Origin of the sequence: Moorena sp. SIOASIH, from assembly GCF_010671925.1 — a bacterium.
Lineage (GTDB): Bacteria > Cyanobacteriota > Cyanobacteriia > Cyanobacteriales > Coleofasciculaceae > Moorena.
In genome coordinates, this window is sequence record NZ_JAAHIH010000003.1 from 417,939 (window position 1) to 443,472 (window position 25,534).

26 protein-coding genes are annotated in these 25,534 nt (G+C 44.2%); 13 read left to right on the forward strand and 13 right to left on the reverse strand.

The window, feature by feature from the left end; translation table 11 throughout:
* Window positions 1-38: 38 nt before the first annotated feature.
* The 3 genes from F6J90_RS17050 to F6J90_RS17060 form a co-directional block, all read right to left on the reverse strand.
* Entirely contained in the window at window positions 39-209 is a 171-nt protein-coding gene (locus F6J90_RS17050) for a hypothetical protein (protein WP_293095870.1), read from the reverse strand.
* 76 nt (window positions 210-285) lie between these two features.
* Complete coding sequence (locus F6J90_RS17055) at window positions 286-1,164, reverse strand: MnmC family methyltransferase (protein ID WP_293095872.1); 879 nt, start codon at window positions 1,162-1,164, stop codon at window positions 286-288.
* A 510-nt stretch (window positions 1,165-1,674) separates the two neighbouring features.
* Window positions 1,675-1,911 carry a hypothetical protein gene (locus F6J90_RS17060; protein WP_293095875.1) on the reverse strand — a complete coding sequence of 79 codons (237 nt, stop codon included), beginning with the start codon at window positions 1,909-1,911 and terminating at the stop codon, window positions 1,675-1,677.
* Window positions 1,912-2,177: 266 nt separating this feature from the next.
* Here F6J90_RS17060 and F6J90_RS17065 point away from each other — a divergent pair, with 266 nt between their 5' ends.
* Together F6J90_RS17065 and F6J90_RS17070 are read left to right on the forward strand one after the other, a co-directional pair.
* Window positions 2,178-3,275 (forward strand): tocopherol cyclase family protein, encoded by a 1,098-nt coding sequence (locus tag F6J90_RS17065; protein WP_293095877.1) that lies wholly within the window; start codon window positions 2,178-2,180, stop codon window positions 3,273-3,275.
* A gap of 792 nt (window positions 3,276-4,067) precedes the next feature.
* Window positions 4,068-4,754, forward strand: a complete 687-nt coding sequence (locus F6J90_RS17070; RefSeq protein WP_293095879.1) for a hypothetical protein — start codon at window positions 4,068-4,070, stop codon at window positions 4,752-4,754.
* 325 nt (window positions 4,755-5,079) lie between these two features.
* Here F6J90_RS17070 and F6J90_RS17075 read toward each other — a convergent pair whose 3' ends face one another.
* The 4 genes from F6J90_RS17075 to F6J90_RS17090 all read right to left on the reverse strand — a co-directional run bounded on the left by F6J90_RS17075 (window position 5,080) and on the right by F6J90_RS17090 (window position 9,174).
* The gene (locus tag F6J90_RS17075; protein WP_293095882.1) at window positions 5,080-6,234 is read right to left on the reverse strand and encodes a DUF819 family protein; all 1,155 of its coding nucleotides are present in this window, start codon (window positions 6,232-6,234) and stop codon (window positions 5,080-5,082) included.
* 5 nt (window positions 6,235-6,239) lie between these two features.
* On the reverse strand, window positions 6,240-6,713 hold the full coding sequence (locus F6J90_RS17080) for a DUF3368 domain-containing protein (RefSeq protein ID WP_293095884.1): 474 nt from the start codon (window positions 6,711-6,713) through the stop codon (window positions 6,240-6,242).
* Window positions 6,710-6,976, reverse strand: a complete 267-nt coding sequence (locus F6J90_RS17085) for a UPF0175 family protein (protein ID WP_293095886.1) — start codon at window positions 6,974-6,976, stop codon at window positions 6,710-6,712. Before F6J90_RS17085 ends, F6J90_RS17080 begins: the two co-directional genes overlap by 4 nt.
* A 263-nt stretch (window positions 6,977-7,239) precedes the next feature.
* Window positions 7,240-9,174 carry a WD40 repeat domain-containing serine/threonine-protein kinase gene (locus F6J90_RS17090; RefSeq protein ID WP_293095889.1) on the reverse strand — a complete coding sequence of 645 codons (1,935 nt, stop codon included), beginning with the start codon at window positions 9,172-9,174 and terminating at the stop codon, window positions 7,240-7,242.
* On the opposite strand from F6J90_RS17090, the gene F6J90_RS17095 reads away from it, so the two are divergent.
* On the forward strand, window positions 9,173-9,478 hold the full coding sequence (locus F6J90_RS17095; RefSeq protein WP_293095891.1) for a hypothetical protein: 306 nt from the start codon (window positions 9,173-9,175) through the stop codon (window positions 9,476-9,478). The two genes, F6J90_RS17090 and F6J90_RS17095, sit on opposite strands and share 2 nt — an antisense overlap.
* Window positions 9,366-9,752 (forward strand): hypothetical protein, encoded by a 387-nt coding sequence (locus F6J90_RS17100; RefSeq protein WP_293095893.1) that lies wholly within the window; start codon window positions 9,366-9,368, stop codon window positions 9,750-9,752. The genes F6J90_RS17095 and F6J90_RS17100 overlap by 113 nt, the downstream gene beginning before the upstream one ends.
* 93 nt (window positions 9,753-9,845) lie before the next feature.
* On the opposite strand, the gene F6J90_RS17105 is transcribed toward F6J90_RS17100, so the two are convergent.
* Window positions 9,846-10,397 (reverse strand): Npun_F5560 family protein, encoded by a 552-nt coding sequence (locus F6J90_RS17105; RefSeq protein ID WP_293095896.1) that lies wholly within the window; start codon window positions 10,395-10,397, stop codon window positions 9,846-9,848.
* A gap of 146 nt (window positions 10,398-10,543) precedes the next feature.
* Here F6J90_RS17105 and F6J90_RS17110 point away from each other — a divergent pair, with 146 nt between their 5' ends.
* From F6J90_RS17110 to F6J90_RS17120, 3 genes are all read left to right on the forward strand, one after another.
* The gene (locus F6J90_RS17110; protein WP_293095898.1) at window positions 10,544-10,864 is read left to right on the forward strand and encodes a hypothetical protein; all 321 of its coding nucleotides are present in this window, start codon (window positions 10,544-10,546) and stop codon (window positions 10,862-10,864) included.
* Between the two features lie 147 nt (window positions 10,865-11,011).
* On the forward strand, window positions 11,012-11,188 hold the full coding sequence (locus F6J90_RS17115; RefSeq protein WP_293095900.1) for a hypothetical protein: 177 nt from the start codon (window positions 11,012-11,014) through the stop codon (window positions 11,186-11,188).
* Window positions 11,189-11,770: 582 nt separating this feature from the next.
* Complete coding sequence (locus tag F6J90_RS17120; protein WP_293095902.1) at window positions 11,771-13,483, forward strand: DUF4157 domain-containing protein; 1,713 nt, start codon at window positions 11,771-11,773, stop codon at window positions 13,481-13,483.
* A gap of 385 nt (window positions 13,484-13,868) precedes the next feature.
* Here the strand turns inward: F6J90_RS17120 and F6J90_RS17125 are convergent, their stop codons facing one another.
* The gene (locus F6J90_RS17125; RefSeq protein WP_293095904.1) at window positions 13,869-14,420 is read right to left on the reverse strand and encodes a transposase; all 552 of its coding nucleotides are present in this window, start codon (window positions 14,418-14,420) and stop codon (window positions 13,869-13,871) included.
* Between the two features lie 617 nt (window positions 14,421-15,037).
* On the opposite strand from F6J90_RS17125, the gene F6J90_RS17130 reads away from it, so the two are divergent.
* The 3 genes from F6J90_RS17130 (at window position 15,038) to F6J90_RS17140 (ending at window position 17,377) form a co-directional block, all read left to right on the forward strand.
* A complete protein-coding gene (locus F6J90_RS17130; RefSeq protein ID WP_293095906.1) occupies window positions 15,038-15,325 on the forward strand; it encodes a DUF433 domain-containing protein in 288 nt (95 codons plus the stop codon).
* Between the two features lie 2 nt (window positions 15,326-15,327).
* Window positions 15,328-15,690 carry a DUF5615 family PIN-like protein gene (locus tag F6J90_RS17135; protein ID WP_293095907.1) on the forward strand — a complete coding sequence of 121 codons (363 nt, stop codon included), beginning with the start codon at window positions 15,328-15,330 and terminating at the stop codon, window positions 15,688-15,690.
* 1,303 nt (window positions 15,691-16,993) lie between these two features.
* Complete coding sequence (locus tag F6J90_RS17140) at window positions 16,994-17,377, forward strand: VOC family protein (RefSeq protein ID WP_293095908.1); 384 nt, start codon at window positions 16,994-16,996, stop codon at window positions 17,375-17,377.
* A 128-nt stretch (window positions 17,378-17,505) separates the two neighbouring features.
* Here F6J90_RS17140 and F6J90_RS17145 read toward each other — a convergent pair whose 3' ends face one another.
* Window positions 17,506-18,084, reverse strand: a complete 579-nt coding sequence (locus F6J90_RS17145) for a Uma2 family endonuclease (RefSeq protein ID WP_293095910.1) — start codon at window positions 18,082-18,084, stop codon at window positions 17,506-17,508.
* A gap of 84 nt (window positions 18,085-18,168) precedes the next feature.
* Between F6J90_RS17145 and F6J90_RS17150 the strand changes: the two genes are divergently transcribed.
* Both F6J90_RS17150 and ltrA read left to right on the forward strand, forming a co-directional pair.
* A complete protein-coding gene (locus F6J90_RS17150; protein ID WP_293095911.1) occupies window positions 18,169-18,672 on the forward strand; it encodes a LapA family protein in 504 nt (167 codons plus the stop codon).
* Between the two features lie 801 nt (window positions 18,673-19,473).
* Window positions 19,474-21,309 (forward strand): group II intron reverse transcriptase/maturase, encoded by a 1,836-nt coding sequence (gene ltrA, locus F6J90_RS17155; RefSeq protein ID WP_293091374.1) that lies wholly within the window; start codon window positions 19,474-19,476, stop codon window positions 21,307-21,309.
* A gap of 87 nt (window positions 21,310-21,396) precedes the next feature.
* Here the strand turns inward: ltrA and F6J90_RS17160 are convergent, their stop codons facing one another.
* Together F6J90_RS17160 and F6J90_RS17165 are read right to left on the reverse strand one after the other, a co-directional pair.
* Window positions 21,397-22,830: a zinc ribbon domain-containing protein gene (locus tag F6J90_RS17160; protein ID WP_293095913.1), complete on the reverse strand. Its 1,434-nt coding sequence runs from the start codon at window positions 22,828-22,830 to the stop codon at window positions 21,397-21,399.
* A 158-nt stretch (window positions 22,831-22,988) separates the two neighbouring features.
* Window positions 22,989-23,642: a hypothetical protein gene (locus F6J90_RS17165; RefSeq protein ID WP_293095914.1), complete on the reverse strand. Its 654-nt coding sequence runs from the start codon at window positions 23,640-23,642 to the stop codon at window positions 22,989-22,991.
* A 416-nt stretch (window positions 23,643-24,058) separates the two neighbouring features.
* On the opposite strand from F6J90_RS17165, the gene F6J90_RS17170 reads away from it, so the two are divergent.
* Entirely contained in the window at window positions 24,059-24,319 is a 261-nt protein-coding gene (locus tag F6J90_RS17170) for a hypothetical protein (RefSeq protein ID WP_293095917.1), read from the forward strand.
* Here F6J90_RS17170 and aroB read toward each other — a convergent pair.
* Window positions 24,300-25,424 (reverse strand): 3-dehydroquinate synthase, encoded by a 1,125-nt coding sequence (aroB, locus tag F6J90_RS17175; protein WP_293095920.1) that lies wholly within the window; start codon window positions 25,422-25,424, stop codon window positions 24,300-24,302. The genes F6J90_RS17170 and aroB overlap by 20 nt on opposite strands.
* Window positions 25,425-25,534 lie beyond the last annotated feature (110 nt).

The window sequence follows — 25,534 nt, forward strand, 5'->3', positions numbered from 1 at the left end:
ATCGGCAATAGCGACTGCATCGCTTAAACCCGTCTTGACTATTGCCTATTGCCTTTTGCCTGGCGTTGCGTCAGTCTTTGAATGAATAGGAGTAGAGTGGGCATCCTGCCCGCGCGGAAATAAGCATGAAACTGGCAAGATGCCAGTTCCACGGCTGATGCCCATTCCACGCAAGATGCCCATTCCACCTCACTCTTAAAATCACTCAATTATTAAGCAACACCTTTTGCCTTTTGCTACTCCCTACTCCCTACTCCCTACTCCCTGTTCCCTATTCCCTATTCCCTATTCCCTTTGCTCTCTCAACCAACGCTTTTTCCAATGGGAGGTTGCTTCAAGTAAAGAGTTTTGCTGCTCATGGCGGCGTCGGTGTAGAATGTCTGAGGCTGAGTCTGATAAATTAGGGTCTCGGTAAGGTACAGCGGCACGAGTTTGCAAATGTTCTTGCTCTCGGATTGATAAGCTAGGTAAATCAGCTTCAGTAAAGCTAGCGACAGTACCGGGTTGCCGATTTCCCACTTCAATGGTAGAGCCAATAGTAAACCCAGCTGTGATCAGAGCAATTCTAACCGCTGCAGCACAAGAGTAGGTCGCCAGTCTACCGGTGTATGAGCAACATTGGGCTAAGTGTTGAATAAATTCTAGGGTCCACAATTGGGGACAGTTGGGTGGGGAAAAGGGGTCAAGAAAGATAGCATCGGCTTGGAAGTTAGCTTGTTGCACCTGTTGGATAGTCTCTCTGGCATCACCGAGATAGAGTTGAGCTTGCAATTGCTGGGTTTGAACCAGTCCAGTGGTTGCCAGAGCCTCTAATAGTTGGGGGATAGCATTGGGAAAGTGATTAAGCCAACCCTGAGCGATCGCAGCTTCTGGTACGCTAGAGTCTAACTCTAGGGCAACTAGTTGGACATGGCAGTGGGGATTGTGTGTCCAAATTTCCGCTAGGGCAGCAGCTGTGTTGTAACCTAGACCATAACAGATATCTAATAACCGTAGCACTGGCTGTTGGGCTTTTTCAGCTAGTTGGCAGGGTTTGACAAACTTCAGCTGGGCTTCTTCTATGGCACCTTGTCGGCTGTGATAGGATTCACCAATTTCTGAACAAAAGAAGGTGAATGAGCCATCAGCAGTGATTTCCGGTGTGAATACCTTGTTATTGGGCATTAGGGAGTAGGGAGTAGGGAGTAGGGAGTAGGGGTAACAGGGAACAGTTAATGTAGGGTGGGCAGTGCATCAGACAGATTCACCTTGCTTGCCAATCGGGTTGGTAGGCACTGCCCACCATCGGATTAATCACAATGGTGCAGGTCTGAGTCTAACCCCTTCTTCACCTAGAGCCTAGAGCCCTTATGCCTAGAGCCTTCTTGAATTTATAATAATTGGCGTTGCTGAATTAAGGTATAATTTAAATAATTACACAGAGAAGGATCTGGAACATCCCAAAATTTAAGATAGTGAATTACTAGTCGAATTGAATGTCGCCACATTTCCTCCGATTTGGAGTAGCAAAGACTTTTTCGCTTGATAGACTATTTGGTTCCTGATCTTAACTAAGCTGTTGTGCATTTAAAATGCACAACAGCTTATTACTTACGACTCAAAGGCCGAGGTCTAAACTTCGGTAGTGGTAAACAAGTAGCTAAACCACTACATCTTTACCACTACCTAAACTTGTTACCTCGTCCAAACGTTATTCGCGTATAATGTTCCTATCCCAGCCCACTGTATTTGATTTTGATTAATCAGAGTACCTATGTAAACTCGATCATCTGGGAAGTTAACTCGTATTACATCTGGGTCACTACAGATCACAACACCACGCCCATTTGGACGAGTACCCATAGTGATCGTAACCTGCATATCCTCCACTGTGATCTCAGATTGACCCCATGTTCCTGCTATACTCATCATTTACCTCTTGCTGTAATTAATTTCAATTAACACATTTATAATGTCAAATCTAACTCTGGCTTGACATTACCCTTGAGGGTACCTTTGATGTTAAGAATAATTACTGACATTAATCGGCATTGCATACTAGGATTGACTTGGGTTCATTATCTGGCGAGAAATTTGATGCTATTACTCCCGGGAGCGCAACTCCTAAAATCAGACCCTGATTCAGCAACGCCTAATAATTAATGGCAAAATCCCCCAAGCTACCAAAACCCTAGTCTATGAAACATCCTTTTCAAACACCCCACAGCGGATATCACTGGGACGGTAAGAGCGGACGCTTTTTTGAAGGTTGGTACTATCGGGTGACGTTACCGAGTTGTGGTCAGACGTTTGGGTTTATGTATTCCATTGAAGACCCCATCGGTGGTCAACCCTATAGTGGTGGTTCAGCCCAAATTCTAGGCCCTGATGATCAGTATATGTGTCGTACCTTCCCCCATCCGGAACAGTTTTGGGGGTCATCGGAATCCTTAGGTCTAGGACATTGGGGTAAAACTAAATTACAAATTACTCCTCAATACCTTGACCCGGATAAATTTGAGTATCAAATCAAGGAAGGATATCAGGCTACAGCTACCTGGAATCAAGGGTTTATTCGGGACCCAGCCAGCGGAAACTATTGTGATTGGCGCTATGAAATTAAACCGATTTATGGCTGGGGAGATCAGGGAAAACCCCAGCAATCAACCGCTGGCTGGCTTTCGTTTTTACAGATATTTGAACCAGGATGGCAAATCTTGATGGCCCACGGTTTAGCCACTGGCTGGATTGATTGGAATGGTAAGCTCTATGATTTTACCAATGTCCCCGCCTATGGGGAAAAAAATTGGGGTCGTGCTTTTCCTAAGAAGTGGTTTTGGCTTAATTGTAATAGTTTTACCGATCAACCAGACCTAGCTTTAACTGCTGGTGGTGGTAGACGGGAAGTAGTAGGGTTGGCAGAAGCAGCTGCATTGATTGGCATTCACTACGAAGGTAAATTTTATGAATTCGTCCCCTGGAATTCAGAAGTAAGCTGGCAGATTGAGCCTTGGGGAAATTGGCAGATGCAAGGACGCAATGGGGAGTATGAAGTAGAGTTAACTGGCACAACTGACTATCCTGGTACACTTCTACTAGCTCCGACGAAACAGGGGTTAGATTTCATTTGCCGAGATACTATGCAAGGTCACCTGAGGTTGGAACTTAAACAAAGACGTGGAGAAAACGTTGAACCGATCTTGATAGCTGAAAGTAATTTATGTGGATTAGAAGTTGGTGGTGATTCTTGGCAAAAATCCTGGAATTCTTCTGCTAAATTTCCTTGGGTTTTTTGATATAGCACTAAGCATTCAGATGTTTGACATTGTCTTGATGCAGTCGCTCATGGGGGAAACCACGGCAGTCGCTGGGGGAACGGCAGTCGCTCATGGGGGGAACCCCCAAGACCGCGCTGCCTCCCCTGTTCCCTTGCTGCATCGCTCCTAAACTCCGAAACTTAGTCATAGCTGAGTTCTGAGTTCTGAGTTCTGAGTTCTGAGTTCTGAGTTCTGACTTGGGCGTAGCGCTATATGGCGCTACGCCCAAGGCAAGAGAGAAAAGGCATGCATGCTAAAGGCAGAAGGCAGAAGGAAATGCCTACGCAAAAACTAAAATCCCCAGAAACATCACGCCAAATATAGCGGTTTTCAATTAGGTGAGGTACATGTTTTGAGGGAGTAGGGAGCCTCGGAGCAGGGAGCCTCGGAGCAGTGAAGTCAGAAGACGTAAGAGCTAAGAGGGTAAAAATCCTGTGTACCTCATTAGACTAAAAACCGCTATATAAGCTGTTGCGGCACGAAATACCACACTTTTAGGATAATTTAAGATGCGTTTACCCTCCATAGATATTGTCAATGATTTTCATTTCATATATTTTATTTTTTGATGTATTTTACCTGAATAAATTACCAAAACAATCTAGGCTTATGATAACTTTTAAAAGCAGTTAAACAAGCTCTACCAAACTGGCTATATAAAACTGTAATGATTTTTTATAAATCACAATAACCATCCAAATTAGTGGGTATTTCAGCAGTTTTAAACAGCCTAGGTTCGGGAGAGCGGTCAAACAAAACTAACAATAAATTATGAATTTGTTTTGTTCACTAAAAAAGTCGCTTCTCGGCGCTTTTTTTGTTCTTCTTTTCGTGGCTGGTAGCTTCTTAGGGTCTGTCGCTCCAGCTGTTGCAGTCGGTGACTGCAACCCAACCTGCCCTCATGCTTGGGGTGAAAATGACAGAAAGGGCGAAATTGGGGATATCTTCAAATATGATAACCCCTACAATGGTGATACGGAATACTTCAAGTTAGTCAACCTCGGTTCAGACGGGCGTTACTGGTATTTCCCAACTGACAAAACCAATAACGGATATTGGGAGTATTTGGATCTTCATGCTTGGGGTGAAAATGACAGAAAAGGCAAAATTGGGCAGATCTTCAAGTATGATAACCCCTACAATGGTGATACGGAATACTTCAAGTTAGTCAACCTCGGTTCAGACGAGCGTTACTGGTATTTCCCAACTGACAAAACCAATAACGGATATTGGGAGTATTTGGGTCCTCATGCTTGGGGTGAAAATGACAGAAAGGGTGAAATTGGGCAGAGCTTCAAGTATGATAACCCCTACAATGGTGATACGGAATACTTCAAGTTAGTCAACCTCGGTTCAGACGGGCGTTACTGGTATTTTCCAACTGACAAAACCAATAACGGATATTGGGATTATTTAGGAACTGAAGAGGCCTGTTTTTACGGCCAGTATAGTGCCTAGGAATAGTGTGATTGACACAATGGTTTCGATTGAAACAATTTAAGGGATTGACCAAGTGTGTTACCTCGCTCTTAAGATTGCTTAATTGAACTCCTTCGTAGCATAAAACACTATCAAAAGGTTAACTACTTTCTGGTAGTGGCTCTAACAAAATAGTATCATTTGGTTGGTAAACCTAAGTCTGGATGGTCATTTACAGGCTTAGGTTTATAACATTACTATGTATTCGAATAAGTGGGGCTTGCTGATTAACTCTTGCCTCTTGCCTCTTGCCTTTTGCCTTTCCCTAAGGGATTCTGTTCACAACTCAAATAGAAATGCTATATCAACCCAAAGACCGCAGAAAATTCCCTAATCCTACACCAATAAACGTAGCTACTGCATAACCGAGAGTACCGCAAAGAATAGCAGGAGTAACCAGTTTATCCCACTGCCGTGCTGTAGCCATAGCCGCTGCTGTAGTTGGCCCACCCATATTAGCATTCGACGCAATTACTAATTCAGCTAAATCCAAACCCAGCAATCTCCCAACTCCCAGTAGCACTAGCAAATGGATGGCGAGAATTAATCCAGCAAAGATAAACAGAACTGATCCCACTCGCAGCACTATTTCCACATTAGCGCTGGCTCCAATTACAGCAAAAAATATCTGCATCAGCAGATAGCCAATTTTTTCTGCTGCGGTTATCCTACCTAAATAACTTGGAAATACTGTCGCTAGCATCACAATTAAAACCGTTACCACCAGAATTCCCCCTTTGTTGAAGCCCAAGCAGCTAGCGAGACCATAACCTACAGCACAAGTGGTCATACTAATGGCTAATGCCAAAGTGATATCGATAACAGAGAGTCCTTGTCGAGACTGGGAATCAAAGACACTAAACTGGCTAGAATTAGTATTCTCATGGGAACGTTGGTTAGGGAAAATTCCCCGTAGCCACTTCATTGAAGGTAAAGCAAACAGCACTAAAAAGTACAAGGTCATAACTAAATTATCTGCTGCTACCCCGGCACTGAGTAAATCTCCTGCTCGTAACCCAGTGCTTTCAGCTGTTGCCGCAAAATTAACAGAACCACCAATATAGGTAGCACAAAAAATTGCTGCCAACTTCCAACCTTCTTCTCCTAAAGGAATGAGATAGTAAGCCACTACTGTTCCTAGGATTGTTCCCACTGCACCAATGACATAGGCAATTAAGGTAGACCCAGCCTCCCACACAATCCGAAACAAGTCAGCTTGGAATAGTAGCAAAGGAATAGCTAAAGGAACTAAGTAATACCAGACCACCCCATAGGTGGGAGCATCCGGTGGAATAATCCTCAGATTAGATAGGATGAAGGTTACCAAAATGGTGACAACAGCCCCAGATAGTTTAGCTCCCCAAGGAGTACGTTCTGCCCACAATCCAATCGTTGCTGCTGACAGCAGCACAGCCCATAGAGCGAAATCTTGATTAGGATTTATCAGAGAGGTTGCCATGTTTTTTAGGAATGCTTATCTAAAAGCTTTTCCAATAAACTTTCCGATGCCCAAAACGATGTATTTTTAAGATTATCGACAACAACAGGTAAATTGATAAGTTTCATAGTAGCTGCCCGGTCTAAAATCCCCAAAATACCTGTGATAGTTAATCCTCGTTCCCTTGCTATGCGCCGTGCCTTCATATCATCTAGCAAAATTAAATCTGCTGTGAGTTCTTGAGCTAAAAGAATAGCTGCCAGTTCTCCGGGGTCTAGTAAATCTAGAACTGAATCGGAAGATAGGCTAACGGGTCTAATTTTCAGCCAAGGGGGTGGGGTGGCAATCCAAGTTTGCACAGGTGGTGGGGCAGCCACATCTGATAGCTCATCATACACTGCTTGGGGAATAATGATTTGCCCAAACAGTTGGGGTAGCAGGTTAATCTGCCCAATCAGGATTAGGTAGTTAATCGGGGAAGTATTAGAAACAACGATCATCCAGGGTTGGCAAATAGATTGTCGAGGGTTTGGCTATCTTGGTCTAGGTCAGCTTCCGTGTAGGGAAGGTAAGCTTTTTCCTCCTTGAGGAATTGGTAGGTTTCCCAGCGAGAAGAGAAGTTAAGGATTCTGCGGACTTGGGCAGCGCCAAGCTGACCTTGACGATAGCGATCAGCCACGATCAGTTCAAGGATTCTGCGGGAGAGGTCACCTACTTGGAGTTGACTAGCGATTTCATCGGGGAGTTGGATGGTAATTTCCATAGGGGTGATCCGAGTCTGTCCATAGATGCAGTGTAACTCCAAAGTTAGGGAGCAGGGAGCAGGGAGTAGGGAGTAGGGAAGAGAGAATAGGGAACTTCAGATCAGGAAAAAAATCCTGTGTACCTCATAGCTATGAGAACCGCTATATAAATAGGTTATAAACAATAGTGCTAATTTATCACAACATTAAAAACTCTTTCGAGCTCTTTCCTACTCCCTACTCCCTGCTCCCTACTCCCTGCTCCCTGTTCCCTTTCTCCCAATCACTCAAACTGCCAAATCTTAATAGTATTATCTTGAGAACTACTAGCAATGGTAGCACCATCATGGCTAATAGCAACAGTAGTAACAGCGCTTAAATGATCAGTGAGAGTATAGAGCAATTCACCACTACCAGGATGCCAGATTTTAACAGTCTTATCGGCGCTACCACTGATTAAGGTATTACCTTGAGGGCTAATGGCAATAGATTTAACAGCATGCCCATGTCCGGTCAGAGTAAGCAACGGTTTCTTTGGTATTTGTAAATACCGATCCCTCTTGAGCAACCAAATCTTAATCGTTTTATCAGCACTGCCACTAATTAAGATTTGACCACTAGGGCTAAAGGTGAGTGACTCCACCGATGCCGAATGTCCAGTAATCGTTGCGCTCAGCTTACCGGTTGCTAAATTCCAAAGCTTAATGGTTTTGTCAGCACTACCACTAGCTAGCAGTTGTCCATCTTTACTAATAGCTACAGCATTAACTGTTCCTAAATGGCCAAACAGAGTTGTCTGTAATGATGCCTTTTTCAGCATCCAAAGCTTAATAGTCTGATCCGCACTACCGCTAGCTAGTAATTGCCCATTCTGACTAATTGCCAGACACTTCACCCAAGCAGAATGTCCACAAAGGGTATGGATTAAATTTCCGGTATCCCCATGCCATAGTTTAATGGTATGGTCCCAACTGCTACTAGCGATAATTTCTCCATCTGGACTAAACCCAACCGCCTCAATCACATTTAAATGTCCTGAAAGTTTGGCGACAACTGTTTTAGCTTGCCAGTTAAAAATCGTGATAGTTTTATCTGTACTACCACTAGCTAGAGTTTGTCCATTCGGGCTAAACGCGATAGAATTAATTCCACTGGACTCTTCAGAAAAGGTATGTACACATTTCCAAGTAGGAGTCTCAAACTTAGGGGGAACTTTTGTAGATAAAGACGTTACTGGTATAGCAGCGAAATTCTCATGTAAACCCAGTGCTCCGAGGACTTGAGTAGCTGATTGGTAGCGTTGGTTTGGTAAATTCTCTACCATTTTGTTCAGGATGCGAGTAAGCTGATCACTGACAGGTTGCCTGAGGTAATCGACCCAAACCCACTTCCCTTCCAGACTATTAAACATATCAAAGGGGTGAACATTGGTAAGCAGATGAATACAGGTAACCCCTAAACTGTACAAATCGCTGGTTGCGATCGCTTTTCCCATCAACTGTTCCGAAGCCGTGTAAGCCGCAGAGCCAATCATTGTTCCCGTTCGTGCTAGCACAGTTTTTGTAGTCAGCTTAGCAGCACTGAAATCCACCAGAAACAGTTCGCTCCCCCTTCCTCCCCAAGAATAAAACCTCTTCCTGGTTTTTTGTGTTGGTAAGTGGGATAAAGACGACTCAGCAGGAGGGCGACGAATGATATTGTGGGGATTGATATCCCGATGAATTACCTGATGACTATGGATAAAGCGCAGCACTGGCAGCAATTCAATCAGGACTTGCCGAACCTGGTTTTCCCTAAAGGTCCCCTCTGTTTCCAGTTCTGTGGCTAAGCTTTCCCCCTCGATATACCTGTGGACTAGAGCAGGTTCTCCTGCGATACCTAATTGATGATCTGCCTCAAAATAGGCCAGAAGTTCGGGAATCTGAGGATGTTGTCCCAGCACTTGCAGCCTAATAGCTTCTTGACGGAAGGATTCAGCCGCTTTCTGAGCATTGTTAGTATCCTGATGTTGTAACGATAACTGTTTGATGATACACTTACTCTTGCTATCATCTGCCTCATCCACCCCCAGAAACGTGCGCCCCATACCACCAATACTAATCAGCCTCAGAGCACGGAAGCGTCCGCCCAATCGTAATCTATTTCCACAATAGGCACAAAACCTGGCCTGATCGGGATTTTGGGGATTTTGGCATTTAGGATTAAGACAGTAGCTCATGATTAGGGGTAGTCAAGTCGAAGGGTTAGCAAGTATACAAGTTAGCCCGTTGACAGATTTGTTGAAAGTTTTCCCCAAGTTTTCCCCATTGTTAATTCAAGCGAACCATCCAAGAAACGTCACCTGTCAGTGGTCAGCCGTCAGCAGCTGTCAGCGGTCAGTGGTCAGCCATCAGCAGCTGTCAGCGGTCAGTGGTCAGCCGTCAGCAGCTGTCAGCGGTCAGTGGTCAGCCGTCAGCAGCTGTCAGCGGTCAGTGGTCAGCCGTCAGCAGCTGTCAGCGGTCAGTGGTCAGCCGTCAGCTTAACAGAAACCTTCCACAAGCCAACCTTGGCCAAAAGGCCACGCTACGCGAACAACCTTCCACAAGCCAACCTTGGCCAAAAGGCCACGCTACGCGAACAACCTTCCACAACCCTCCCTTGGCCAAAAGGCCACGCTACGCGAACAACCTTCTTCCTCCACAACCCTCCCTTGGCCAAAAGGCCACGCTACGCGAACAACATTCAACCTTCAACAAACCCACCTTCAACAAACCCACCTTCAACCTTCAACCTTCAACCTTCAACCTTCAACCTTAAACAAACCAACCTTCAACCTTCAACCTTCAACCTTCAACCTTCCACAACCCTCCCTTCAACCTTCCAAATGACGCACCCCCAACCCAAAGGCTTTTACACACTACCAAAGGTTGGGATAGGACTACCATTCTCACGAGAGAAGCTCGGTAGATCAACCCGGGTGATATTGCGGCTTCTGACCGCTAGTCGGTAACTGACACTCTGGAGTTCAGCGTGGAGTTGTCGGTTTTCTCGCTGTAACATGGTCACCTTCTCCTTAACTGGTGCCATCCGTTCCGAAAACTTCTGGTGATAAATTTTTGGTAGCTCTTGTACAACTTGTTCTAGCTGACGAGAGCGTTCGGTTAATTCTTCCACATTATCCCGCAATTGCTTTATTTCCGTGTCACGGGTGGCAATTTGCTGTTGATAAAATTCCACCTGCTGCTCCACATCGTGCAACTGTTCTCGCAAGACCACCATCTGAGCCTTATGGCGCTCAGAAACCTCTTGGGGAGGTTTGAAATTAGCATTACCCTTCACCAACCGGAATAGTTCTTGAGACAGCTGCTGCACTAACTGGTCTCTAAGCTGCAACTCTTCCCGCAAGCGAGATACTTCCGTTTGCAGAGCTGATCTCGATAGGGTTTCAATCTGCCTCACCATGGCTTACCACTCCAAGTAAATATACAATTTCCAATAGTAGATGGCGACCGGGGGTGTCGATCACTGATCACAAAATATACCGTTGCAGCTAATTTACCATCCAAACCCAGCAATTGACCATTCAAAACTCTTGTAGGGTGGGCAAATTGACTCGAATCGGTGAGGATTTGGTCAGAATGTATGGTATTTGCCCACCCTACCCCTCCTGTTCCTCTTGTAGGGTGGGCAAATTGACTCGAATCGGTGAGGATTTGGTCAGAATGTATGGTATTTGCCCACCCTACCCCGATTCCCGATTCCCGATTCCCGATTCCCTGTTCCCGATTCCCGATTCCCGATTCCCGATTCCCGATTCCCTGTTCCCTGTTCCCTGTTCCCTGTTCCCTGTTCCCTTTCCAGTGCAATTGTTGTTAATAATTGTTTCTTATACGGTGCGAGTAAGTAATTCTAGGTTTAACCTGCTTTAGCATTTGTATATTAATGAAGCCCAAAGGATTCCCCAAAAAAAGTCTTTTGTAGGGTGGGCAAATCGACAGTATTCCTGATCTAATGGTCAGATTCACAGAATTTGCCCACCCTACGCCTTGTAGCAAATGCACAGGATAACGGTACTGATGGTCAGATTCACAGAATTTGCCCACCCTACGCCTGATATTGTTTTCTTCAAGGGTACAGGGGATGTAAGCATTCAGCCGTCAGCTAATGCGCTACGCGATCGCATTGCGAACAGCTATCAGGTGATGGGGGGATGCGTCAACGTTCGACGCCTGTTTACGGCACGGTCGGGATAGTTTGACACTCCCCGCCCGCTTATGGACGGGGATTCTTGATTCAACGAGATGACTTGTTCAACCAGGCCGGAGCCAGGAAAAATAGAGGTCTCCTCTCCCCAAGCGTAGAGGGTCTATGACCCAGGTTTCGGTGTGCCCCACCGTACCTTGTCTTGATGCAAAGCGCGAGTGGGGGAAACCCCCGTGAGGCCACTGCATCGCTTTTTTTTTATATAGATAGATAGATACTTTTTTAATCTAATTTTTTTCATAGACGTAAAGAGTCGTTAGACCAAATTACGCAATATGCATCTGATACATATTTTTTACGTTGCCTACTTATTTTTAGATAGTATTTATCTAGCTTTTTAGTTTTTTATTTATAATATAATCATAACACGATCTGTGAAAACTGTCAAGTTTTAGCTGAAAAATAAAGCCGTCCTATAAGGACGGGGCTTTAAACCCAATTTTTTCGGTAAAACGAGCAGGGATTTTAAAGCAGCCGTACCAGCACCCCCCAGCTTATTTACTACCTGCCATTGATTAGCTGACGGCTGACAGCTGATAGCAGAATACAAACCTAAGAAAAAGGAACTAGCTATGCGCACAACTCATACCTATAAACCGAAATATTCTCACTCTACCTCGTGGTCAGATGAACAAAAAAAGAAAGACTCCAGACGGAAAGGTTATCGAGAAATATTGGAAGCAGAGGAAAGGGAGTGGAACGCCGAAGAGGCGGTCGGGGAATGGGGAAGTATCAGTGCTAAGGTGATGCGCACCTTAGAATCAGGAGTAACCCAACCGGAAAGGGGACGGAGAGAGATGGGGCGGCAAGGCAAGTTTTCGTTTGGACAGCCTGGTGTTAGAAGCAGGCTTGGTGCGAATCACGGTGGGCATCAGGTAGTGCAGCCTAAAAGGATTATGGTGCAGCGGAGAGCACAACCGTTGGCGGGGGATACGGTGATAACTGGCGAAAGCATGAGGGCATCGAGGAGTGATAATCAAAACAAAACTGGCTTGCCTGATCGCCTCAAAGCAGGCATAGAAAACCTCTCGGGTTACTCGATGGATGATGTGAGGGTGCATTACAACTCGGAGAAACCGGCACAGTTGGAGGCACTAGCATATACACAGGGAACGGATATTCATGTGGCATCGGGCCAGGAGAAGCATTTGGCCCATGAGGCGTGGCATGTGGTTCAGCAGAAGCAGGGGAGGGTTAAGCCGACCTCCCAGTGGAATGGTTTAGAGAAAGTGAATGTGGATGCGGGGTTGGAGAAGGAAGCAGATGTGAAGGGACGAGAGGTATTGAGGAAAGAACGGAGGGTACCCGTCCCGAGCAGCATAATATATAGGATGTTCGAGTCGAAGGCCACCCCTCCGAGGGAAAAGCAGCCGATGAGGCAGTTTTACCCGGAAGTGACCCAAAAAATGCCAACAGAAAGTTCTGGTAACCCAACAACTATTCAATTTAATCAAACTACTAATGATTTATTCAAAGAAAATTTTACGAACTATAGTGGTGGAAAGGAAACTGATAAGACATTCCACATACTGAACCATGACAAAAGTACAGTCTGGACGGTCGGAAAATCTGGGATAAAAGATGAATACAATGCACTGAAAAAACTATCCGATAATGGATGTAATACAGTGTTGAAAGGTGATTTGGTGCCATGTAATATCAATATGCGAGGGCAAGACCCCAGTCAAGGGTTTGCCTATCCGATGAAATGGATAAGCAATGGTTTGTCGTCCAATTCAAACCAACCGGATTTCCTAAAAGCCCTAACAAGGTTGAACAGCAACCATAATACGTTAAATTCACTAGAAGAATTCCAAAAATTCGCAAAAAAAGAAGCTGTACAAGATTTCCAGGCAATTCTAGATCAATCCACCGGAATAATCTACGCCAATGATCCAAGAGGCATTATGTCGGCCAACCCCAAGGCACCGATGGTCCGGACATTAGATTTATGGAGTCAGCATATCAATCAAACCAAGCCTATGGAGCCTATGGTCGGACAGGATCTCTCATTCATGAATATAGATTGGGATAAGGAGTTCAAGAGGAAAGCAATGGAGGGAAAGGTGTGGGAAATCAGTCTAAAAAATGTCCCAAAGTTCATGGATCAATCCCTGAAGGAAAGTCGGGAAAAAGGAGAGAATTTTCCGATGCAATATCAATCCCAAAACTGGGATATAGTACACATAAACGAGACAGAAAATCTGGTTTATCTGGGACCGGTTTTAGAAAACAAAAAAAGCGAAAGTTTTGGAGTTTTGGGTATAGTGCGATCGCTCTTGTAGTGCGATCGCTCTTGTAGGGTGCGTTAATGAAATGTAACGCACCATCTATCTGCAAATTGAAACCAAACCATTATTAACTAATACCACGGTAACTAATACCACGGTGCGTTACGGCTTAAAATTATGTAATATCATCTATTTTTATCAACGAATACTACGGTGCGTTACGGCTCAAAATCTTGTCATAACATCGTGTCTTATTACCAAACTGCCCTTAGCACCCTACAAAATCCCTACATACAAAATTTCCAAATTATCTTCATTATATATAGCAATTCCTTTATCATTTGTCAAATCAGTAAAATCTGGAATCGTTGCTGGGCAAGGGTTATAGCCTTCGCTTTGGCCAATATATTTCACGAAATCCCTACAAAATTAAAAAATTCTATTCATCCCAAATCCCCTGTGGTTTTTCTTTCCTTCCATCCTTTCCCCAATCCCTTGGATAAATTCCCTGAGCGATAAACCGATGAATACTGGAATACTGCCAATCTTGAGGATGTTTACATAACCGATGTCTCACCGGATTATCATGAATATAATCACAATGGTGAGCAAAATCCCGTTCATTACGGATTAAATGTTCCCAACAACGACGTTGCCAAAGATTGCTTTCCCTTCGCTTTTGTCGTGACCGATAAACCGCTCGATTAATCCCTAATTCTTGTGCATAATGTTTGGTAACATAAGTTTTTATTAATCGCAATCTCACCGAAAAATCCGGATCATCAGGGGGTAAAGTCCACAAACCATGAAAATGGTCTGGTAACAAAACAAATGCCTCAATGGAAAAAGGATATTTTTCCCTTACCTTAGCGATCGCTTCTCTGAGAGCCTTTTTGCCAATGTCACTACAGAGCCAAGGTACTCTTTGATAAGTGACTTGAGTGATAAAATATGTACCACCGGAAACATGAGGTCTTCTATAATTGGGCATTAGGATCTGCTATATGCTCACATTTATAGTATTCCCAGCTCTCGTAGGGTGCGAAGCATGAAATGTAACGCACCATCTGTATGGTGATCTTCGGTGCGTTACGCTACCGCACTTCACACCCAAGCTCGTGCGATCGCCTATGTTGTTGGTTGAAATTTTGTGTTGATGCTAGCTTAACTCATTTTGGTGCGATCGCTATTGTAGGGTGCGAAGCCTGAAATGTAACGCACCATCAATATACAAATTGAAACCAAACCATTCTTAACCAATCCCACGGTGCGTTACGGCTTCAAGGCTTTGTTATATCAAATAATATTATCACCAAAAACGCCCTTAGCACCCTACAAAATTACCAAATATTATTCATTATAATATATCCAAATTGAAACCTATTAAATAATCCCATTTGCACCTTGCGCATCGGCGCACGCTAAGCGAACGAGCACAATTCAAGCATTATGCTGATAGGGCGATCGCCTCTTGTAGGGTGGGCAAATAGACATGATTCCTAATTAAATTGCCAAACTATCATAATTTGCACACCCTACCCTACCGAATGCGATCGCCCTATAGTTTAAAATAAGGGAAAAACCACCTAAATCAATTGGAGAAACCCCTTGGCAACCCTTACCGACATTGGCAAACTGATCAGTACTGATGCCAATAGTAATCGTCCAGTCATTGCAGGAACTCGAACCTCTGTGCGCCGAATTGCTGGTCTATATAATCAAGGTAACAACGCTGAAGAAATAGCGAGACGATTAAATCACCTAACAATCACTCAAATTTATGCCGCATTAACTTATTATCATGCTAACCGTCAGGAAATAGACGAAGATATCGCAGCCGAACAAACCGCCTATGAAGAACTGGCCAAACAACATTATCAGGCCACCAAACCCTAAACATGACACAGATTCGCCTTTATTTAGATGAAGATACTATGGATAGCGATCTGATCATGGCCTTGCGTCTTCGCAACGTGAATGTTGTCTCGACAGGGGAAGCTCAAATGTTGTCCCGTAGCGATGAAGAACAATTACAATGGGCCTATGACCATCAGCGTGTTATTTATAGCTTTAATGCCCGAGACTTTTATAGAATTCATACTAATTTTATCGAGAAAAGACAAGAGCATTCAGGGATTATTTTAGGGTTTCAAAACTATTCTATTGGTGAGCAAATGCGGCGGATTTTAAGGATAATTGCCACTAAATCAGCAGAAGAAATGAAAAATCAAGTAGAATTTTTAAGTGCTTGGGGAGAATAATAGCGTAAGCTTTACCCCAGACACCCTACAAGAGCGTACGCTCTTGTAGGGTGGGCAAATTGACATGATCACTGAGCTTATAGACAAAGTCAGATTATTTACCCACCCTACCCCACTTAAAGATTTTATTCCTTAATTTTTAATTTTTAATTTTGAACTTTGAATTGAAGTGCGTACGCTCTTGTAGGGTGCGAAGCCTGAAATGTAACGCACCATCAATATACAAATTGAAACCAAAGCATTCTCAACCAATACAACGGTGCGTTACGGCTTCAACGCTTTGTTATATCAAATAATATTATCACAAAAAACGCATAACGCACCCTACAAAATTACCAAATATTATTCATAATATATCCAAATTTAAACCTATTAAATTATACCATTTGCGCCGAGGCGCACGCTAAGCGAACGAGCAAAATTTTAAGCATTATGCTGATAGCTGACCTCTGACCGCTGACCGCTGATAACTCACCTTTATTTCAATTACCCCTCCACAGAAAAAATTATAAAAACCCTTGACAAAATATTTTATAATAATTATGATTATATTTGTCAATCTAAAAACAATAATTCGACTATGCCTCAAAACTCTCAGCCAAATTCAAACGATAATTCAAACGGATTCGTTGTTCCGTACATTTTGAAGGGGTCTCGCGAGCAAATAACCCATACCGTGTATATCCTTAATGGCCTGGGCTACGCTCAACTAACTGAATGGGGTCCTCTTCAGCCCACTGGAATTCCAGGGCAATATATTACGATTATGATGAGATATTGGATTTGGCGTTAAGACCTTAAATTTCAGGGGGGGTTTCCCCCCCTGGACAAAGCATCCGATCAGAATCGGATAGGTGATAAAATTGAGTGCATAAGCGAAAATTCCTAGCCGTGGAAAGTATTTCTGCGGCTATTTTTTTTGGGGTTATGAGGTTGAAGGTTATGAGGTTGAAGGTTATGAGGTTGAAGGTTATGAGGTTGAAGGTTATGAGGTTGAAGGTTATGAGGTTGAAGGTTATGAGGTTGAAGGTTAGTTGATTGAAGGTTAGTTGGTTGAAATTAGGTTGAAGTGCGATCGCTTTTGTAGGGTGGGCTGCATGTCGATGAGAACTGTACAAATGGTCAAAGTATCAGAATTTGCCCACCCGACACCACTACTAGTCAGCAATAAGCGCGGTTTTATACACACTATCTTCGGTAGAGCCAAAAATGTTAAATCAAATTAAAATTACTATAGAGTCGGAAATGGACTTACAACTTCACAGGGATTTGAATAATATCCAACAGTTTTAGACAAAAAACCATGACTCCAAATAATCCACAGCCAAATGAACGCCCTCCGATTTGGATTGGGCATGTTAGCATAAATGTTTCAGATTTCAAAAAATCTCTCGACTTCTTCGAGTTTGTGGGGATGCGAAAAGTTGCTGAATTTCCCGAGTTAGCAGTGCTAGAGTTGAGAGGGGGAACCCATCTGGTGCTTAGAAATAAACCTGAAGCAGCACCAGGACAAGCGAGTTTTGATCTGATGGTTGATGATTTGAAGGGTCAACAGGTCGCCCTGCAAGAGGCTGGCTATGCACCGAGCGAAATTCGCGAAGGCAGAATACACAGTGTGTTTGATGTCTCTGAACCTTCGGGAAACATAATTAGCTTTTACGACAGCCATGTGGTGGGGCCAGTCTAGAGGTTAGTCAGTAGGGTTGGCAAATGGAAATTATAACTGATCAAATGGTGAAACTATCATTAATTGCCCACCCTACCCAACTCATAGCTGATAGCTGATAGCTGATAGCTGATAGCTGACAGCTGACGCTAAATCTGCCGACGAAACGCTCTAATCGCTTCTCCCGCATCGGTTTCTGCCATCAAAACACAGCGTCTGAACCAATCAAGATCCAGTTCACTCAGTCCAGGTAGCAAGCTACGCTCGATGGGGACATAACTGCCGTCTTCAAGATGATAAAGCTTTAGTAATCCATCTTCCCAAAACCAAACCTCTGGAACACCTAAAGCTTGATAGCGTTCTAACTTACTGATGCCACCACTGCTAAAAACCACTTCAATGGACAAATCTGGAATCAGCTTGACACTACCAATGCAATAAGACTCATCAGCTTGGGCAGAGGCGACGCCTTCTTTTTCCTGAGTCATGGAGCGAGTTGACTGAAAGAAAATACCCTTTTCCGTCAGAAAGGTTGTGATTAAGTAACCGATGATACTGGCAAAAATTTCATGTTCTCGTCCGGGCATGAGAATCTCGATTATCCCATCATAGTAAAACAGCCGTACTCCAGGAGAACCATCAAATCCCTTCTGGATGAACTTAAACTGTTCCCAGGTGCCATCATGGACAATGCGTTGGTCGGTGGTTTGGTCGAGTAGTTGGGGCATCGCTCTCACCTTCGGCTATCCTTACCGGCCATTGTGACACAGGCTTGGTAAGCCAGCCGAGTCAGTAGGGTGGGCTGCATGTCGATGATAACTGTACAAATGGTGAAACTAAAATTATTTGCCCACCCTACACCAGAGTCAGTCAGTAGGGTGGGCTGCATGTCGATGATAACTGTACAAATGGTGAAACTAAAATTATTTGCCCACCCTACACCTACTGTTGACAGAATCAGGGATGCTGTTGGCGAATGTGCTAGAAAAAAAAATACATACAGTCTTACTAGTCACCAGAAACTAGTCACCATCATGAACTATTCCCATATCAGAGTACTTGGCTTACTTCTGACATCTCTGATAGTTGCTATTTGGATTGGCGCGATCGCTATTTTCTCGATCCAAAATATCACGGAAGTATCCGTGAAGTTTTTAGTCTTCGAGTCAATTGATCTGCCAATCGGTGTTGTCTTGGCTGTTAGCGTTGGTATTGGTCTTGTTGGGGGAGCGATCGCACCTCTAGTGTGGCAGCTTTTGAGGCAATCCTGGAAATTCCGAGACTCTGAGGATGAGATACTCTTAAACCGAGATTAATCGGGACGAACCCGGATAAAACGGTCAAGGTGCAATTTATTGTGGTCTGAGTGAGGAGTGGTCAGCGGCAATTGGAGTTAAGCCTACCACCCATCTGTCTAGACGTTTCTTGCATCTCGGCAAGGAGTTCCCTAAAAGCCTGAGTTTTGCTATGCTTGGAGTCAAGGGGCGACCGATGAAGGTGCTCATGCAGAGTGAAAGAGGTAAGAGCCTTTCCAAGACTAGGATTCAGTCTTGTTCCCACCCAAAGGAGCGTACTGAGATGGATAACCCGGTTTACCACTAGGTTACTCCCGAATCAGTGGGTTTCACAGCTAGAGGGTAAAGCCAGAAAGAAACTGAGATGTCGGGAAGGTGACCAATGGCAGGGAAAGAATCAAAGGGTTGACAATTAGGAACCGTTGTTATAAGGCATCGTAACAAGCAATATCCCTGATCAAACGACAATGGGGATAACAGCTCCCGGATTAGCCTCTCCTTGACGGGGCAATCAGAATCCCACAGTGGACTCGGTGTAGAGACGGCAACCTTAGAATCGCACCTCTAATGAGCATAACCGGGTAAGCCGAGGTTGAGTCCAATATCTAGGTCGATTGATATTGGTAGCCAAATCCCAAGAAGCGGTATAACTCTCAGCCCGGTAGAAGACTGAACCAAGCAAAAGCCGGAACCCGAAAGGGAACAGGAAAGTGGAAACGTATAACTGACCGGATAGAGGGAAATCCCTCAACTCGTGCATAGTGCTGAATTTCAGAACTAATTCCGAGCCAAGGAAATAATACGCTAATACCCTAATTGTATATGGAAAAGATAGAACCGAATCCCACAGGAAACGGTATCGTAACTAAACAAACCACCGACTGGCACGCAACCAACTGGAAACGAGCCTACAGGACGGTCAGGAAACTTAGACGCAGAATTTTCAAGGCGACACGTGAAGGCAACTGGAAAAAGGTGAACAAACTACAAAGATTAATGCTTCGTAGTTACTCCAATATCCAAGTTTCCGTCAGACAGGCCACACAGGTCAATAGTGGAAAGAAAACAGCAGGAATAGACGGCGAAACAAAACTTAATCCCGCTGAAAGAGGAAAAATGGTCGATTCACTCACCACGTACAAAACCTGGAAGCCAATCCCAACTAAACGCATCTACATCCCAAAATCCAACGGCAAAAAGAGGCCACTAGGAATACCGAGCATCACCGACCGCTGCCTACAAGGCATTGTCAAAAATGCACTAGAACCTTCATGGGAAGCCAGATTTGAACCCGTATCATATGGCTTCAGACCAGGTAGAAGTACCCATGATGCCAGACAGAGGATATTCCAAAATATCAACGGGGAAAAGAATAGGAAATGGTGGGTACTGGACGCAGACATCTCCGGGTGTTTCGATAACATCGCTCACCAACCACTCTTGGAAACCATAGGGAACTTCCCAGCAGCAAACCTCATTGAGGAATGGCTTAAGGCGGGATACGTCCATAAAGGCGTATTCCATAACACAGAGGAAGGAACACCCCAAGGTGGAATAATAAGTCCCCTACTGGCTAATATCGCACTACACGGATTAGAGGAAGAATTGGGAATTAGGTACAAATGGATACCAGACAAAAGAAAAAAGGATGGAGGATGGTGGTGTAACACATCTACAAGGACTTACGTCCGCTTTGCTGATGACTTCGTAATCTTAACCGAAAGCGAGGAAGATGCAGCCGAAGCTAAGAAAATCGTCGAAAGATGGTTATCTAATAAAGGACTAACACTATCTGAAGAAAAGACAAAGATAAGCCACCTAACCGAAGGATTTGATTTTCTAGGCTGGAACTTCAGGAAATGCCAAACAACCAACAGGAAAACGGGACTAATAACACTCATTAAACCTTCTCAGAAAAGCGTTAAGAAGGTCAAGGAAAATCTAAGAATAGAATTCAAGAGAGGAAGAACCCTGTCCCAAAAGGTAATAATAGGTAAAATCAACTCCATAGTGAGGGGGTGGAGCAACTACCATAATGGGGCAGTATCAAAGGAAATCTTTTCTAACCTCGACCACTACGTATTCTGGAAATTGCAGAGATGGGGAAGACGGAAACACGCAAAGAAATCCCAAGAATGGGTAAACAAAAAATACTTCGGTAATCATTGCCCAGGAAGGGAAGACAAATGGGTATTCGGAGATGGAGAAATCTATTTGGACAAATTTGCCTGGACTCCAATCCAAAGGCACACAATGGTCGCTTATGACAAATCCCCAGACAACCCGGAACTCGTAGAGTATTGGAACGAAAGGGAATTAAAACAAAGCGCCAAAACGGCCAAGAAAAGATTATCCACAGGAAAGGACAAAATAGCAAACAGACAGGAGTATCAGTGTCCTGTCTGCAAGCAATCCCTAGGGGAATATCAAAATACGCATCTACATCATATCATTCCCCAATCCCTAGGGGGTCATGACCGATACGACAACTTAATCTACCTACATGAAGATTGTCACTATTCCATCCATGCCTTGGGCGCAACTAATCCCGAAATACAGCAAATGCTAAGAAACGGGATAAAAACACCCTCCAAGAAACGGAACAAAAGCCAAAAGGTACAAAACCGTAAATCAAGGAAAAGTAAGTTGCACAAATAACGTGTTCTAAAGGTTTTAGGTGCGCCGTGTGCTTGGAGACTTGCTCGCACGGTGCTTAGGGGGCGAAGCGGGGGTAACCCCGCCGACCTACCCAATCCATCCAAGCTCAACTGCATCAGCTAAACTCAGTCCCATACCTTTCAGGAAACGCGCGGTACGACGCAACAATACTGCCTGAACCTCGGTTTTATTCATGTACCGGGAAATTTCCTTGTCTGTACCGCGATCAAGGACGTTTTTGGCAGCATTATGGTCAGCCTGCAACACGACCCCATCAAATCTGGTAAAGTTGTCCCCGCTCCTTTTCCCTAATAGGGTTCCAGTCACGGAGTCAACTTGCGACGTATAGCTAGGCTGGACTTCTGTCACAACCGAACCAGTCCAATTAGCCCATTTTTGCAAAGAGTCCCGTATCTCTCCTTTCATCCAACTATTGAGTTTACGGGACACGGCTTTGGACTGGCGTTTATTTTTAATTGGCTGTGTTAAATCTAAGGCCGTAGGCCACGCTTCGCGAACAGCAAAAACCTTCAATGACTCCCCATTAAAAAGGGACTTAGATGCGGCTCCTATAATAGCCGTTAATTCTGACTGATTTTGCCTGTAACGCTTATTTTCTGTTTTCCTGCTTAGGTTATTTTCTAGTATTCGAGCAGACTTAGCTGGGTCTAATTTTTTCAGTTTTTTATGAAGCGCCCAGAGCTTTCCTCTATTGCGATTCTTGTTACATATTCGATCGGACTTCTTGGTTGCAGCTTTGCCTAGACCTTTTCCATGTGCTTGTCCATCCGAGTCATAGAGAGCTTCAGTGTACCCTTTGTCTACTCCAATAGACCGACGGGAAGGAGGAATTTCTACGGTGCCATAATCTACTAGGAAGTGAACCTCAAACCCTTGCAAGAGTTGATTGTAGACTAGTCTAATTTGTCCTTTAATTTTCCGATTAGACCTAACAATCACTCTGTTCCTTTTTCCTCTTCTTAACCCAGCTAGTTCTAACTGGTAAGTGTTACGAGAGAGTCGTTTGCAGTTATAACCTACTTGTTGATAAACTATCTGGTTTTTGACCCAAGAGTGCCCTCGTTGAAACTCCTTTCTAACAAGCCTGTGAAGAAGTGGTAATCGCTGAAAAGCTAAGGTCTTAAGCTGTTTGCAAAGTTCTTTTCTGGTCTTTTGATTGTCCTTCCCAGGAAACCTTTTGTAGATTTTCTTGATTACCGCATCGGTACAGGCCGCCTGGCTCGCTGTAATGGCTTTCGCTACATCATTAACAGTCCAATCCATTAACTTAGCAGGTAGCCCCAAGGTATCGGGAGTCCTGAAGCTCTTCACTTCCGGGATAGCCTTTTTCCAGTCAAGGCTCCAGTGACTGATGCTACCTAACTTGTTGTAAGACTCAGATCTAACAATGCCTAACTTTTTCATAGTAGACAGCAACTCAAGTTCAACCGACTTGGTCATCCCCACCACAGGGACGATTTGAGTCGATATTCTTTTTGCTGCGCCTACTTTTCTTGGCATCGTTAATTAGCTGTTTCCTATGTTTTAATTATACTCTAGCGCTAAGGAAACGTCAATGTCTATTTTGTGATATTAAATCCCGTTTTATCCCGATTTATTAGGACTTAAGTGCAAGACCTATACGATGACTTAGACTACGATGAGTAGACTGGGGCAATCTATTCGTAGTCGATCCGGTCATAAAGTCTATCATCATATTGATGAGACATAAACTCAGAGCGCCGTCTAGCTGGTAGGGAAGGAGGAGCACTAGAGTAAGGGTGTTGGACCACGTAAGTTGTACGAGGAGGACGCTGTGGTCGTGATATCAACGCTAACCCCCCAATCACAACGGCACCACCACCAATGGTTACTGCCATACCGCCAAGTCCCCAAAGTATCCCTGACATCAGGGTATTTGCGGTTTCATTAGTGGTTTTAGGATTAGGCATTAGTTGCTCAGGAGCCCTGATCACACTGGCATCAACCTGAGCAGTTAGATTGTCTAGCAGTAACTGCTGATTGTGAAGTTGGGCTTTGAGCTGTTCAGTTTCAGCTCGTTGTTGCTCAACCATAGCTTTGAGCTGCTCAGTGTCCCGCCGCTGCTGTTCAACATTGAGCATATTATTTAAATTATTATTTAAATTATTTAAGTTCGGTGAAGCTAGAGCCTGGTTTGGCGGTTGATCTGTGTAAGGGGAATTATAGGGATTGTTAGGGGAAATTTGGAAGGGTTGGGAAGAGGGAAGGTTATTCGCCACCATATTGCCTCCTCCTTTGAGGAGAAACAAAGCTGCCATCCCGGCAAAGGCAGCCCCCGTCAGGAATGCCATACCATCACTCATTAATTTTGCCTCTCAACTGGAACCGAATTACAACGAATTGCCACTACTGCTAAGGTCGCATATTTTTTAGTTAATTTCACGCTTAACGTGGGGCAATAAGCCCTGTGCCCATAGCTTTGGGGAATTTTCGTGTGTCAATGGCGACCTAACCCTAAATTGAAAACTAGATTGGTGCCAATGTCTACCCTAGCTCATTTTAAAAATTTGGCGATTTCTCGATCAACTTTCCTTAATTGCTATGGATAATGGTGTGGACAAATCCTTTCCGCCCCCTAGGGTAACCTTGGGATAGTCTTACCCAGTAAGGGATTGAGTTACATGAGGGGTCATACCCTTTAGCCGGTTATCAATTGTTTCATAGCATCTTCGATAGATGTTAAGAGCAAGTTATCAAACCTTGACATTTGAGTCGGGAGTCGGGAATCGGGAGTCGGGAATCGGGAGTCGGGAATCGGGAAAAGCGGGAAATGGGGATAATTATCCGGGAAATTATTGTGTATTGTGATACATATGTTGAGGAATTTATACCTAATAAAACTACCTACTCACCCCTTTGTCAAAAACCTACCCTTGTAAGCTACTGCCTATTCCCTACTTCCTACTCCCTACTCCCTACTCCCTACTCCCTATTCCCTGTTCCCTTTGCTATTGCTGTATTTGCCTAAGCACCTCCCTAATCACATCAGTTGGCACCTGATCTGTCAAGGTTACTTCACCAATCTTGGTAGGTAAAACAAATCTTACCTTACCGTCTTTTACTTTCTTATCAGTTTGCAGGGTATCAATAATCGCATCAATATCTAGCCCACTGGGTAACTGAGTAGGTAGTCCAGCTTTTTTGATTAAAGCATCCTGGCGTTCGGCATCTTCTGGCTGCCACATCTGGAGTGCCACGGCAATCTTGCCTGCGGCTACCATTCCAATCCCTACCGCTTCCCCATGATTGACTAACTTGTAGCCAGTTAAGCTTTCTACGGCATGACCAATGGTGTGACCATAGTTCAAAATTGCTCTGATCCCAGCTTCTTTCTCATCCTGACTAACCACATCTGCTTTAGCTTGACAAGACCGAGACAGAATTGTTTCTAATAAATCCTTCTTCAGGTAACGCAATTGGTCAAGTCGCTTCGATTCCTCTAGTTTCACAAATAGCTCTTCGTCCCAGATAATCCCATACTTAATCACTTCTGCCATCCCTGCTCGCAATTCTCGGGCTGGCAATGTTTTTAATACCGAGGGGTCAATTAAGACAAATCGTGGTTGATGGAAAGCACCGATCAAGTTTTTGCCCTTGGGGTGATTGACCCCAGTCTTGCCACCAACTGAAGCATCAACCATTGCCAACAGAGATGTGGGGACCTGGACGAAATTAATTCCCCTTAGCCAAGTGGCAGCTGCAAATCCTGTCATATCCCCAATTACCCCACCGCCCAATGCCACTAGAGTCGAGGAGCGTTCTAAGCGGTTTTCTAGGGCAACATCATAGATCTTTTGGATAGATTTGACAGTTTTGTATCGTTCACCAGCAGGGAGGGTGAGGCTGGATACCTGATATCCCACTAACTCCAAGGCTGCGATCGCTCTTTTCCCATATCTTCGGAAAATTGCTGGATTAGATACCACTAAAACTTTTTTGCCCAACTGTAGACGGCTCATCCAAACCCCGAGATCATCTAAGCCACCTGTGGTCATCTTGCCATCAGGAAGGTGTTGTGCGATCGCAATATCATAGGAATGTTGTGGTAGAGCAACGGGAATAACTAACTTCATGGGGGGGAGCCTTTTTCCTTGTGAACTATAGCGCTGTATATATCTACTTTTTTTATCTTTTATATAAGTAGATGTAGATATATGTTAGAGGGATTGCAGGCAACCCCTCT